The sequence below is a fragment of the Pseudomonas rossensis genome (genome assembly GCF_039888995.1).
GTDB lineage: Bacteria > Pseudomonadota > Gammaproteobacteria > Pseudomonadales > Pseudomonadaceae > Aquipseudomonas > Aquipseudomonas rossensis.
This window is the reverse complement of sequence record NZ_JBBWCB010000143.1, coordinates 1-13,308: the sequence shown is the minus strand read 5'-3', so window position 1 is coordinate 13,308 and position 13,308 is coordinate 1. Positions and strand designations below refer to the sequence as shown.

Sequence of the window (13,308 nt, the reverse complement as noted above, 5' to 3'; positions counted from 1 at the left end):
TGGAACCGGTGAGCATCGACGCCTGGTCGGACAGAATGTCGCCGAACAGGTTGTCAGTGACGATCACGTCGAATTGCTTCGGTGCGCGCACCAGCTGCATGGCGGCGTTGTCGACGTACATGTGGCTCAGTTCGACTTCAGGGTAATCCTTGGCCACTTGCTCGACGATTTCACGCCACAGCTGGCTGGAGGCCAGTACGTTGGCCTTGTCCACCGAGCACAGCTTCTTGCCGCGCACCATGGCCATGTCGAAACCGACGCGGGCGATGCGGCGGATTTCGCTTTCGCTGTACGGCAGGGTGTCGTAAGCCTGACGCTCGCCGTTTTCCAGGGTGCGGGTACCGCGTGGCGCGCCGAAGTAGATACCGCCGGTCAGTTCACGGACGATCAGGATGTCCAGGCCAGCCACGATTTCTGGCTTCAGGCTAGACGCCTCGGCCAGTTGCGGGTACAGGATCGCCGGACGCAGGTTGCCGAACAGGCCCAGTTGCGCACGAATCTTCAGCAGGCCGCGCTCAGGGCGAATGTCACGCTCGATGGTGTCCCATTTCGGGCCGCCCACGGCGCCGAGCAGTACAGCGTCGGCCGCGCGTGCACGGTCCAGGGTTTCGTCAGCCAGCGGCACGCCGTGCTTGTCGATGGCAGCGCCACCGATCACGTCATGGCTCAGCTCGAAGCCCAGGCTGTACTTGTCGTTCGCCAGCTCCAGCACCTTGACCGCTTCGGCCATGATTTCCGGGCCAATACCGTCACCTGGGAGAATCAGAATCTGCTTGCTCATGCTTTCCTCATGTCATCAGTCGGTGCGCCCTGAGGCACGCCCGGAAAAAGTCTATCGCTCGGCCATCAGCACCAGCACATCGGTACTGAACGAACCATCGGCCTCAATTTCAAAATATTCGCGTACTTCATTGCCCATCGACTGCTGCAACTCGCGGATTGCCGCGCGCATTACCTGCGGCGTGCGCATGCGCTCGACCCAGGAGGTGTACTCCAGTCGCAGCCGTTGACGGGTGGTGCTACGGGTATGCAACCCCGCTTCGCTGACCTGACGCAACCACTCGCCGGCGGAATAATCGCGCACATGGCTGGTGTCGCGCAGCACTTCGACGCTTTGCAGGTAAGTGTCGAACAACGGACTGCCCGGTGACAACACGTCGATGAACGCCGCCACGCCGCCCGGCTTCAGCACCCGGCGAACCTCTCGCAGGGCCAGGCCGAGATCGCTCCAATGGTGCGCCGAATAACGGCTGAAGACGAAATCGAATTCGCCATCGGCGAATGGCAGGCGCTCGGCGGCGCCCAGCACGGTGGACACGTTGGTCAGACCGCGATCGACGGCGGCACCGGCCACCACGTCGAGCATCTGCTGCGACAAATCGTAGGCCACCACTGCCTTGACCAGCGACGCTACGTGAAAACTCACGTGACCGGCGCCGCAGCCCAGGTCCAGCACCCGGGCATCGCCCTGCCCTGCCAGTTCAGCCTGTAGCAACGCAAATTCGGTGCCCTGAGCGTGTACGGCGCTGCTCAGATAGGCCGAGGCTTGTTCACCGAATTGCTTTTGTACGACTTGGCTGTGCTGGGCGTTGCTGGTCATGGTGATATCCGTATGTGTTGTCGGGTTTGAAGATCAAAAGATCGCAGCCTGCGGCAGCTCCTACAGAGATCGGCGTAGGAGCTGCCGAAGGCTGCGATCTTTTTAACGGTCACCTCAAAACATCAAACGTCGCGAAACAACCACGGCTGGCTCGCACGGTGTTTGGCTTCAAACGCCGCAATCGCTTCGTGGTCCTGCAAGGTCAGGCCGATGTCGTCCAGGCCGTTGACCAGGCAATGCTTGCGGAACTCGTCAAGTTCGAAGCTGTAGACCTTGCCATCAGGCCGGGTGACGGTCTGGGCTTGCAGGTCGACCGTCAACTCGTAACCCGGATTGGCTTCAACCTGCTGGAACAGCTCATCCACCTCAGCGTCGCTCAAAATGATCGGCAACAAGCCGTTCTTGAAGCTGTTGTTGTAGAAGATGTCGGCGTAGCTCGGCGCGATGATGCTGCGAAAACCGTACTCTTCCAGCGCCCACGGCGCGTGTTCACGGCTGGAGCCGCAACCGAAGTTCTCGCGGGCCAGCAGCACGCTGGCACCTTGATAACGCTCGGCGTTGAGGACGAAATCCTTGTTCAGCGGACGCTTGGAGTTGTCCTGGTAGGCATAACCCACGTCCAGGTAGCGCCATTCGTCAAACAGGTTCGGGCCAAAACCGGTGCGCTTGATCGACTTCAAGAACTGCTTCGGAATGATCTGGTCAGTGTCGACGTTGGCACGGTCCAATGGCGCGACCAAACCGGTGTGTTGGGTAAAAGCTTTCATGTGCGGTTCCTCAGATCAGTTCGCGAACGTCGATGAAACGACCGTGGACGGCAGCCGCCGCGGCCATGGCCGGGCTGACCAGGTGCGTACGGCCACCGGCGCCCTGACGCCCTTCGAAGTTCCGGTTGGAGGTCGAGGCGCAATGCTCGCCCGACTCCAAACGGTCCGGATTCATCGCCAGGCACATCGAGCAACCCGGTTCACGCCACTCGAAACCGGCTTCGAGGAAAATCTTGTCCAGGCCTTCGGCCTCGGCTTGCGCCTTCACCAGGCCCGAGCCCGGCACCACGATGGCTTGCTTGATGGTCGAAGCGACTTTACGGCCCTTGGCGATCACCGCCGCAGCGCGCAAGTCTTCGATCCGCGAGTTGGTGCAGGAACCAATGAAGACGCGGTCCAGTTGAATGTCGGTGATCGCCTGATTGGCGCTCAAACCCATGTATTTCAAGGCGCGCTCGATGGAACCGCGCTTGACCAGGTCCATTTCCTTCGCCGGGTCCGGCACGTTCTGATCAACCGCCAGGACCATCTCGGGCGAAGTGCCCCAGCTGACTTGCGGCTTGATCTGATTGGCGTCGAGCTCGACCACGGTGTCGAACACGGCGTCAGCGTCGGACACCAGGTCTTTCCAGGCTTCGACCGCCAGATCCCATTCCGCGCCTTTCGGGGCAAATGGACGACCCTTGACGTAAGCCACGGTTTTTTCGTCGGCAGCCACCAGGCCAACACGAGCGCCGGCTTCAATGGACATGTTGCAGATGGTCATGCGGCCTTCGACGGACAAATCGCGAATGGCGCTGCCGGCGAACTCGATGGCGTGGCCGTTACCGCCGGCGGTGCCGATCTTGCCGATGACGGCGAGCACGATGTCCTTGGCGGTCACGCCGAACGGCAACTTGCCCTCGACCGACACCAGCATGTTTTTCATTTTTTTGGCGACCAGGCACTGCGTGGCGAACACGTGCTCCACCTCGGAAGTCCCGATGCCGTGGGCCAATGCGCCAAACGCGCCGTGGGTCGAGGTGTGCGAGTCGCCACAGACCACGGTCATGCCCGGCAAGGTGGCACCCTGCTCCGGACCGATCACGTGAACGATGCCCTGACGCACGTCATTCATCTTGAATTCAGTGATGCCATATTCATCGCAGTAGTCATCGAGGGTCTGAACCTGCAAACGCGAGACCTGATCGGTGATCGCTTCAATGCCGCCCTTGCGATCCGGAGTGGTCGGTACGTTGTGGTCCGGGGTGGCGATGATCGAGTCGACGCGCCAAGGCTTGCGCCCGGCCAGACGCAGGCCTTCGAAAGCTTGGGGCGAAGTCACTTCATGGATGATGTGGCGGTCGATATAGATCAGCGACGACCCATCGTCGCGCCGTTTCACTTCATGGGAATCCCAGAGCTTGTCGTAAAGCGTTTTGCCGGCCATCAGACGGTCCTCATCAGCGTGTTTCTATGCCCTGGATCTTGAGAGATTCAATAACCCCTTGGCTTGTGAGGTCGATCCTAGGGGGTTACATTAAATAACTCAAATTCATATTTTTCATGCTTTGGATAACCAACTGGAATACCGCAATGGACCTCGCCAACCTCAATGCTTTTATCGCGATTGCCGAGACCGGCAGCTTCTCCGGCGCTGGCGAACGGCTGCACCTGACGCAACCGGCCATCAGCAAGCGCATTGCCGGGCTGGAACAGCAATTGAAGGTGCGCCTGTTCGATCGCCTGGGCCGTGAAGTGAGCCTGACCGAAGCCGGACGCGCCTTGCTGCCGCGGGCCTATCAGATTCTGAATGTGCTGGACGACACGCGCCGCGCCCTGACCAATCTGACCGGCGAAGTGACCGGCCGCCTGACACTGGCCACCAGCCACCACATCGGCCTGCACCGCTTGCCCCCCTTATTAAGGGAGTTCACCCGACGTTACCCGCAAGTGGCGCTGGATATTCAGTTCCTCGATTCGGAAGTGGCCTACGAAGAAATCCTCCATGGCCGTGCCGAACTGGCGGTCATCACCCTGGCGCCGGAGCCCCACGCACTGGTCAAGGCCACGCCGGTGTGGGACGACCCGCTGGACTTCGTGGTCGCCCCGGAGCACTCGTTGATCAGTCATGGCCCGGTCAGCCTGGCGGACATTGCCCTGCACCCGGCGGTTTTCCCCGGCGGCAACACCTTTACTCACCACATCGTCCGGCGCCTGTTCGAAGCTCAAGGCCTGACGCCGAACATCGCCATGAGCACGAATTATCTGGAAACCATCAAGATGATGGTCTCGATCGGCCTGGCCTGGAGCGTGTTGCCGCGCACCATGCTTGATGATCAGGTTGCGCGAATACCTTTACCGGGCATACAACTCACTCGCCAGCTAGGCTATATCCTGCACACAGAGCGGACGCTGTCGAATGCGGCACGAGCCTTCATGGCTTTGCTGGATGCACAAATCGATCTGCCAGGGACTCTCGGCTAAGCTGTGCTACGTCTATAGAGCCTCGAGTCACTGAACCTGACACCTCACTCAGCCAAGGCTTGCCAATGCCGAAATCTGTTGACCGTATTCCGCCGATGCCGCGTATACAGGCGCTTGACCCAAAACGGTCCGAGCAAAGCTGGGAAAGCGCCCCACAATTGCTGGCCGCCCTAAACGGTGCACGTTTGGGCGCCTGGTATTGGGACATCGAACGTGGGCAGATCAGCTGGTCGCGGGGTACCCAGGCGCTGTTCGGCTTCGATCCCCGGCAACCGCTGCCGGCGGATCTGGAATACCTCGACTTGCTGCCGCCAGAGGATCGGGCCAAAACCATTCGCGCCTTCGATGCGGTGATCGCTGGCGCCCCGCTGGAACAGGCGATGCATCACCGCATCCGCTGGCCCGACGGCAGCCTGCACTGGCTGGAGATCAACGGCAGCCTGCTGCCGGACAAACACGGCCGGCCACGCATGATTGGCGTCATCCGTGAAATCACCCACCAGCGCCAGCGCGAACAGGCGTTGAGCAGCTCGGAAAAACGCTTCGCCACGCTGTTCCACCTGTGTCCGAACATGGTCCTGCTGACTCGCCAGGAAGACGGCCTGATCAGCGAAGCCAACCAGTATTTCGAAAGCCTGTTTGGCTGGCCAGTACAGGACGCTATCGGTCGCACCACCCTGGAACTGGGCCTCTGGGTGAATCCGGAGCAACGGGCGCAACTCGTCAAAGCCACCAAGGCCAAGGGCGAACTGATCAACATGGAGGTGCAATTTCGTGCCAGCAACGGCCAGATCCACGACGGCATCCTCAGCGCGCAAAAGGTCGAGCTCGAAGGCCAGCCTTATCTGCTGAGTACGTTCCTTGACACCACCGAACGCAAAGCCGCCGAACATGCCCTGAAAGACAGCCAGGAGCGCCTCGACCTGGCGCTGGATTCAGCGCAACTCGGCACCTGGGACTGGCACATTCCCAGCGGCATGCTGTATGGATCGGCTCGCGCCGCCCAACTGCACGGGATGGAAGCCATACCTTTCCATGAATCCTTCGACGATTTTTTTGAAGGCGTGCCCGGCGAAGAGCGCGACACCATGCGCGACGCCTATCGCAGCCTGCGAGAAGGCCCTGCCGGCAATTATCAACTGACCTACCGCGTGCAACTGCTGGACGGTAGCTCGCGCTACCTGGAAAGCCGCGCCCGGCTCTATCGCGATGAAAACGGTGTCCCGCTGCGCATGGCCGGTACGCTGCTCGACATCACCGACCAGGTTGAGCGGGAGCAGCTTCTGGTGGCGTCCGAAGAGAAGTTCGCCACCCTGTTCCAGGTCAGCCCGGACCCGATTTGCGTGACCCGTCAGGACACCGGCCAATTTATCGAGATCAACTCCAGCTTCACCCAGGCCTTTGGCTGGAGCGCCGCCGACGTGATTGGCCGCGGCGCCGACGAAATCGGTCTATGGGACGCTTCGGCGCAAAGCCTGCGACGCATCGAGCAGGTCATCCGCGAACAGGGTCTGAACAACGTGGCGATCCTCGTTCAGCACAAAGACGGGCAAGCCCTGACCTGCGTGATTTCCAGCCGCCAGATCAGCGTCGGCGACCAGCCGTGCATCGTCACCACCCTGCGCGATATCACTCAGCAGCAACGCTCGGAAGCCGCGCTCAAGGCCAGCGAAGAGAAGTTCGCCAAGGCCTTCCACTCCAGCCCCGACGCCATCACCATCACCGAGCGCGACACCGGGCGTTATCTGGAGGTTAACGATGGCTTCTGCCGCCTGACCGGCTACCGCGCCGATGAAGTGGTCGGTCGCACGGTGTATCAGGTCGGCATCTGGGCCGAGGAAAAACAACGTTCGGCGCTGCTCGCCGAACTCCAGATCAAGGGTCGGGTACTTCATCAGGAAATGCTCGGACGCAATAAACGCGGCGAGTTGCTGACCGTCGAAGTTTCGGTAGAACCGATCACCCTCAACGAAACCGCCTGCCTACTGCTGACCGCGCGGGACGTCAGCCTGCTGAAAAACGCCGAAGCGCAGATCCGTCACCTGGCCTACCACGACCCGCTGACCAACCTGCCCAACCGCGCCCTGCTGATGGATCGCCTGAGTCAGCAGATTGCCCTGCTCAAGCGCCACAACCTGCGCGGCGCCCTGATGTTTCTCGACCTTGATCACTTCAAGCACATCAATGATTCGCTCGGTCATCCGGTGGGCGATACCGTGCTGAAAATCATCACCGCGCGCCTTGAAGCCAGCGTGCGCATGGAAGACACCGTCGCGCGTTTGGGCGGTGATGAATTCGTGGTGCTGCTCAGCGGGCTCGAAGGCTCGCGCAACGAGGTCAGCGAGCAAGTACTGCAACTGGCGGACACCTTGCGTGAACTGCTGTCGGAGCCGATGTTCCTCGACGGACAACGCCTGCAAGTAACCCCGAGCATCGGCATCGCGCTGATTCCCGATCACGGTTCGACCCCGACCGACCTGCTCAAACGCGCCGACATCGCCCTCTACCGGGCCAAGGATTCGGGCCGCAACACCACGCAGATGTACCACAACACCATGCAGAAGGCGGCGAGCGAACGCTTGCGCATGGAAACCGACCTGCGCCTGGCCCTTTCCCGGGGTGAGTTTCGCGTGCATTACCAGCCTCAGGTCGACGCCCGGAACGACCGCATCATCGGCGCCGAGGCGCTGGTGCGCTGGAACCATCCGGAACTTGGCGCGCAATCACCCACCGAGTTCATCAAGGTGCTGGAGGACAGCGGACTGATTCTGGAAGTTGGCACCTGGATCGTCGACGAGGCCTGCAGCGCCTTCAAACAGCTGATCGCCAAAGGCCTGGTCGATCCGCTGGACTTCAGCCTGTGCGTGAACATCAGCCCGCGGCAATTTCGCCAGAACGACTTCGTCGAACGCATCGAACACAGCCTCGCCCGCCACGGTCTGCCCTGCTCGTTGCTGAAACTGGAAATCACCGAAGGCATCGTGATCCAGAACCTGGAGGACACCATCAGCAAAATGTGTCGCCTGAAAAAACTCGGCGTGAGTTTTGCCATGGACGATTTCGGCACCGGTTATTCCTCGCTGACTTACCTCAAGCGTCTGCCGGTCGACACCCTGAAAATCGACCAATCGTTCATCCGCGACGCCACCACCGACCCCAACGACGCCGAGATCATCCGCGCCATCGTTGCCATGGCCCGCAGCCTGGAATTGAAAGTGATTGCCGAAGGGGTAGAGACGCCGGAGCAGCTGGAATTCTTGCAGGGGCTGGGCTGCCATTTCTATCAGGGGTATTTGCACAGTCCGCCGCTGCCGGTGGAGGATTTTCAGAAGTTGCTCAAATGACGCGGACCTTGTAGCAGCTGCCGAGCAGCGCGAGGCAGCGTTCGGTTTGGGTCGCATTCGGAAGCAGCAGTCGTAAAGTCAGAGTTCGCGGTTCTTCAGGAAAATCATGCAGGCAGAATTCACGACTGCTTCGCAGCCGAACGCAGCCTCGCGCTGCTCGGCAGCTGCTACAGAGCATGCTGAATGTTTGAAATCATCTGGATGACAGGCACAAAAAAGGGCCCGGCCCGAATTCGGCATCGCGTAATCCTCAAATAAGGACCGCTGATTGCTTTTCAAGAGATTATTTACAGATTTTTTTCAGGCTGCTTCGGACACCTGAAGACCCAGTAAACGCGAGACCTGATCCAGTTCGGTCTCACGACGCAGCACGGTGAACAGCTCGACCGCTTCGGGATAACTGCGGGTCAGCATCGCCAGCCACTGCTTCAAGCGACCCGGCGATTGGCGTGCTGTCATTTGCGCCTTGGCTTGCAGCCAGAAGTCCTGAATCAGCGGCAGCAGCTCGGCCCAGGTCATCTCGACGACGTCCTCACCAGCCCGCGCAGCGGCAATTTGCCGTGCCAGGTCCGGGCGCGAAACCAGGCCGCGACCGAGCATGATGTCCTCAACGCCGCTGATTTCGCGGCAACGACGCCAGTCTTCAACGCTCCAGATGTCGCCGTTGGCGAACACTGGAACCTTGACGACATCCTGCACCCGGGGGATCCATTCCCAATGGGCTGGCGGCTTGTAGCCGTCCGTTTTGGTCCGAGCGTGAACCACGATGTGCGCCGCGCCCCCTTCGGCCAGGGCCGTAGCACAAACCAGCGCACCGTCCGGGCTGTCGAAGCCCAGGCGCATCTTGGCAGTCACCGGAATGTGCGCTGGAACGGCGCGACGCACGTGTTCGACGATCTGGTTCAGCAGCTCAGGCTCTTTGAGCAGCACCGCACCGCCACGGGACTTGTTTACAGTCTTGGCCGGGCAGCCGAAGTTCAGGTCGATCACCTCAGACCCCAGCTCGCAAGCCAGCGCGGCGTTTTCCGCCAGGCATACCGGATCGGAACCGAGCAACTGCACCCGCAGCGGCACGCCGGATGCGGTGCGGGCGCCGGTCAACAGTTCCGGGCCGAATTTGTGGTAATAGGCGGGCGTGAGCAGTTGATCGTTGATCCGAATGAACTCGGTCACGCACCAATCGATACCGCCCACACGGGTCAGCACGTCCCGCAGGATGTTGTCGACCAACCCCTCCATGGGCGCCAAAGCAATTTGCATGAAAAACACACTCAACGAAAAACGTGCGGCAGTTTACTCGAAACCGCCAATTAGATCGCGACTTGCAACGCAGGGCCGTAGCCCTCGATGAATTCCGCTGGCATGCGCTTGGGCTTGCCGGTCGACAGTTCGATGCAGACGAAAGTGGTCTGCGCCCGCAGCAACGTGGTGTTGTCGCTGGGGCGCTTCAACTGGAAGTGTCGGGTCATTTTCAGACGCTGGTCCCAATCGACGATCCAGGTCGCCAATTGCAACTCATCGCCTTCATAGGCGGCGGCCAGGTAATCGATCTCGTGCCGCACCACCGCCATCGCCCGATCCAGCCGACGATACTCGACCAGGTCCAGGCCAAGCCGCTGGGAGTGGCGCCAGGCACAACGTTCGAGCCAGGTCACGTACACCGCGTTGTTCGCGTGACCCAGCCCATCGATGTCCTCTGCGCCGACTTCCAGATCAATGATAAATGGCGTTGCCCGATCCCAGCCCATGCCCCACTCCCGGTCAGAAAATTTTCACCGGGGCAGTGTAACGGATGCTCAGGCCGATTGGCGCGATTGCAGACTGCGACCGGCGAGCAACGAGAGAACGCCTTCGATCACCCGAGGGTCAGCCAGTACCCGCTGATGACCACCCTCTTCCAGGCGCAACAGACGGCTGTCAAACCAGGCCTCGTTGATCAGCTGCGATTCCTTGACCGGAACGTAGCAGTCATCTTCCGCGTGAACGATCAGGCCGGGCATGTCGAGCTGATAGTGCGCGACATCCAGCGCCGCAGCGCGCATGCCGACGTCTCTTTCGATCTGACGAATGAACGCTGAACGGGCTTTCGGTGGCAACCGCACGTAACGGGCGAAACCGCGCAACACGCCGAGAATCCGCGCCGGGGCAGCGATAGTGACCAGGGTTTCGGTACGCAAGCCCAACTGAACGGCAAGCATGGCACTGGCGCCACCCATGGAGTGGCCGATGACGGCTTGCAGCGGCGGCAACTCGGCAGCGGCTTCAAGCATGGCTCGGGCAAACAGCACGACGTTCGCTTCGTTGCCCGGTGAGCGACCGTGAGCCGGGCCGTCCAGAGCCACCACGGTGTAACCGGCATCGACCAGCGCGGTGATGAGGCTGGCAAACTGCGTTGGCCGACCCTCCCAACCATGCATCAGCAACACGGCCGGGCCCTGCCCCCAACGCAGTGCCGAGAGGCCGAAACGCAAGGTGATTCGCTCGGACTTCGCCAGCAGCGGCAATTCCCAATCACGCGGCGGCAGCTCGCGCGGCGTCATGAATGCCAGTCGCATTATGTTCGCAACCAGTTTTGGTGCGACCCAGCCCAAGGTGCCATTAACCCCACGAACCCACTTCAACGTGCTCATCGCTCTCACTCCTCAGGCCAAGGCCTTCAGGTCATAGCACCGCCGATTTGGCGGCGCGCAGCAATCGATCGGACAACTCTCCTGGCCCCAGCGCGCGCGCCAGAGCCAAACCACCGACCATCAAGGCCATGTCGGCCAAGGCTTTGTCGGTGTCTTCCGGGCTGGCCGCCAACTGCGCGACCATCAACTCCACATGCTCATTCAGTGCAACACGGAACGCGTCCGGCAGCCGACCCAGTTCGCCGACCGACGCCGGAATCGGGCACGCGGACTCAGAGGAATCACGGTGTTTGCGTGACAGATAAAACGCAGCAACCAACGCGCGACGTTCTTCGCCGGTCAATTCGGCGTCCATGTCGGCGATCAAGCCACGGCGATGACCGAGCAACTGCTTGAACGCTTCCAGCATCATCGCGTCCTTGCTTTCGAAGTGCGCATAGAAGCCGCCGACGGTCAGGCCGGCCGCGCCCATCACTTCGCCCACGCTCGGTTCGGCCGGGCCGCGCTGAATCAGCGCTGCGCTGGCAGCCTTGAGGATGCGTTCGCGGGTTTGAGCTTTTTTATCGTTCATCGTTGCCTCCGAATATTACGAATAGAATATTATTCTCATAATAATTTTACGCAAGTCGTGGATGTGACCGCTGGTCTGAAGAACAGTTTGAAAGAATTAGGGGATTTGGCCAAACGCCAGACAAACAAAAGGGCCATTCAATAATTGAATGACCCTTATAAAATCCCGCAGAGCGGGTAATCGTGGCGTCCCCTAGGGGACTCGAACCCCTGTTACCGCCGTGAAAGGGCGGTGTCCTAGGCCACTAGACGAAGGGGACGCAAAACCTTCTATACAACTGATCAGTGCTGAGAGCTGATCGATTCAAGGCCGGTGTGGCCAGACCTTGAACTGTAAAATTGGTGGAGCTAAGCGGGATCGAACCGCTGACCTCCTGCATGCCATGCAGGCGCTCTCCCAGCTGAGCTATAGCCCCGGATTTTTCGCCTCGCGGCGGAGCGACATCTTGCAACATCGCTTCTGTAAAACTGGCGTCCCCTAGGGGACTCGAACCCCTGTTACCGCCGTGAAAGGGCGGTGTCCTAGGCCACTAGACGAAGGGGACGCAAACCCTTCTATACAACAGATCAACGCTGAGTGTTGATCGCTTCAAGACCGGTGTGGCCAGACCTTGAAGTGTAAATTGGTGGAGCTAGACGGGATCGAACCGTCGACCTCTTGCATGCCATGCAAGCGCTCTCCCAGCTGAGCTATAGCCCCTCATCGCTGAGGACGGGGCGAATCTTAATGGCGCATCGGAAAGCTGTCAAACTTATTTTTAAAATATTTCAAAGTTTTTTGCCGACATAACAATCACTTACCGCTAAACCCCGTAAATCCGAGGCCGTATCCGTCCCTGTAGCAGCTGACGCAGGCTGCGTTCGAGTGCGCAGCACTCGCGATTCGGCCACCCTGCCCTTTCAGACAAGATTGTGTTGCTGCCATAAGGGGCTGCTGCGCAGCCCAACGCAGCCTTCGGCAGCTGCTACAGAGAACAGTGGGGATCAGGCGATGTTGCCCAAGAGTTTTTCCCACTCCTTGTTTTCCTTCTTCGACACGCCGCCCAGCAAGTCGATCGCCTGGCGCAGACGGAAACGGGTCAGGTCCGGCCCCAGGATTTCCATTGCATCGAGCACCGATACCGAACTGGCCTGGCCAGTGATCGCGGCAAACATCAGTGGCATGGCATCACGCAACTTCAGCTCCAGAGATTCGACCACCGCTTGAATCGTTGCGGTGATGCTGTCCTTCTCCCACTGACGCAGGCTTTCCAGCTTCCACAAAATCAATTGCATCAACTGACGGACCTGATCGCCCGACAGCTTTTTGGATTCAAACAGTTTGGCGTCCGGGTTCACGCCACCGGCGAAGAAGAAACCGGCCAGCGGTGCGACCTGGCTGAAGGTTTCAACCCGTCCTTGCACGTGCGGCGCAATCTTCATCATGTATTCCGGGTTCAGCGCCCATGTTTGCAGGCGCGAAGCGAACTCTTCCACCGGCAGGTCACGCAGCCATTGGCCGTTGAGCCAAGACAGTTTCTCGATGTCGAAAATCGGCCCGCCGAGGGAGACGCGGCTGAGGTCGAAGTTATCGACCATTTCCTGCAGCGAGAACTTCTCGCGCTCGTCCGGCATCGACCAGCCCATGCGACCGAGGTAGTTGAGCATCGCTTCCGGCATGAAGCCCATGCGCTCGTAGAACGTCACCGAGGTCGGGTTCTTGCGTTTGGACAGCTTGCTCTTGTCCGGGTTACGCAGCAGCGGCATGTAGCACAGCTCAGGTTGTTCCCAGCCGAAGTACTCGTACAGCAGAATCAGCTTCGGTGCCGATGGCAGCCACTCTTCGCCGCGCAGAACGTGGGTGATGCCCATCAGGTGGTCATCGACCACGTTGGCCAGGAAGTACGTCGGCAGGCCGTCGGTCTTCATCAGCACTTGCATGTCCATACGAT

Annotated in this window: 11 protein-coding genes and 4 tRNA genes; 2 read left to right on the top strand and 13 right to left on the bottom strand. The window is 60.1% G+C overall.

From position 1 onward, the window contains the following. The 4 genes from leuB to leuC all read right to left on the bottom strand — a co-directional run. The coding region (leuB, locus tag WLY71_RS25775) for a 3-isopropylmalate dehydrogenase (protein ID WP_347805789.1) at positions 1-781 on the bottom strand (781 nt) is incomplete at its 3' end. A 51-nt stretch (positions 782-832) separates the two neighbouring features. Continuing rightward, positions 833-1,600, bottom strand: a complete 768-nt coding sequence (locus WLY71_RS25770; RefSeq protein WP_347805788.1) for a class I SAM-dependent methyltransferase — start codon at positions 1,598-1,600, stop codon at positions 833-835. Between the two features lie 122 nt (positions 1,601-1,722). Further along, positions 1,723-2,367 (bottom strand): 3-isopropylmalate dehydratase small subunit, encoded by a 645-nt coding sequence (leuD, locus tag WLY71_RS25765; RefSeq protein WP_347805787.1) that lies wholly within the window; start codon positions 2,365-2,367, stop codon positions 1,723-1,725. 10 nt (positions 2,368-2,377) lie between these two features. Continuing rightward, positions 2,378-3,796 (bottom strand): 3-isopropylmalate dehydratase large subunit, encoded by a 1,419-nt coding sequence (gene leuC, locus WLY71_RS25760; RefSeq protein WP_347805786.1) that lies wholly within the window; start codon positions 3,794-3,796, stop codon positions 2,378-2,380. A gap of 146 nt (positions 3,797-3,942) precedes the next feature. Between leuC and WLY71_RS25755 the strand changes: the two genes are divergently transcribed. After that, positions 3,943-4,833 (top strand): LysR family transcriptional regulator, encoded by an 891-nt coding sequence (locus tag WLY71_RS25755; protein ID WP_008151271.1) that lies wholly within the window; start codon positions 3,943-3,945, stop codon positions 4,831-4,833. 65 nt (positions 4,834-4,898) lie between these two features. Beyond that, on the top strand, positions 4,899-8,177 hold the full coding sequence (locus tag WLY71_RS25750; RefSeq protein WP_347805785.1) for an EAL domain-containing protein: 3,279 nt from the start codon (positions 4,899-4,901) through the stop codon (positions 8,175-8,177). A 300-nt stretch (positions 8,178-8,477) separates the two neighbouring features. On the opposite strand, the gene WLY71_RS25745 is transcribed toward WLY71_RS25750, so the two are convergent. The 9 genes from WLY71_RS25745 to WLY71_RS25705 all read right to left on the bottom strand — a co-directional run. Next, the gene (locus tag WLY71_RS25745; protein ID WP_347805784.1) at positions 8,478-9,437 is read right to left on the bottom strand and encodes a tRNA dihydrouridine synthase; all 960 of its coding nucleotides are present in this window, start codon (positions 9,435-9,437) and stop codon (positions 8,478-8,480) included. Positions 9,438-9,487: 50 nt separating this feature from the next. Then, positions 9,488-9,925: an acyl-CoA thioesterase gene (locus WLY71_RS25740; RefSeq protein WP_123365482.1), complete on the bottom strand. Its 438-nt coding sequence runs from the start codon at positions 9,923-9,925 to the stop codon at positions 9,488-9,490. Positions 9,926-9,973: 48 nt separating this feature from the next. Continuing rightward, on the bottom strand, positions 9,974-10,807 hold the full coding sequence (locus WLY71_RS25735; RefSeq protein WP_347805783.1) for an alpha/beta fold hydrolase: 834 nt from the start codon (positions 10,805-10,807) through the stop codon (positions 9,974-9,976). A 31-nt stretch (positions 10,808-10,838) separates the two neighbouring features. After that, a complete protein-coding gene (locus tag WLY71_RS25730) occupies positions 10,839-11,378 on the bottom strand; it encodes a TetR/AcrR family transcriptional regulator (RefSeq protein WP_134421324.1) in 540 nt (179 codons plus the stop codon). Between the two features lie 183 nt (positions 11,379-11,561). Continuing rightward, positions 11,562-11,637: transfer RNA gene (locus WLY71_RS25725), tRNA-Glu, on the bottom strand. 80 nt (positions 11,638-11,717) lie between these two features. Then, positions 11,718-11,793: transfer RNA gene (locus WLY71_RS25720), tRNA-Ala, on the bottom strand. Between the two features lie 53 nt (positions 11,794-11,846). Then, positions 11,847-11,922 (bottom strand) — tRNA-Glu (locus WLY71_RS25715). Positions 11,923-12,001: 79 nt separating this feature from the next. Beyond that, positions 12,002-12,077: transfer RNA gene (locus WLY71_RS25710), tRNA-Ala, on the bottom strand. Between the two features lie 284 nt (positions 12,078-12,361). Continuing rightward, the coding region (locus tag WLY71_RS25705; protein WP_347805782.1) for a glutamate--tRNA ligase at positions 12,362-13,308 on the bottom strand (947 nt) is incomplete at its 5' end.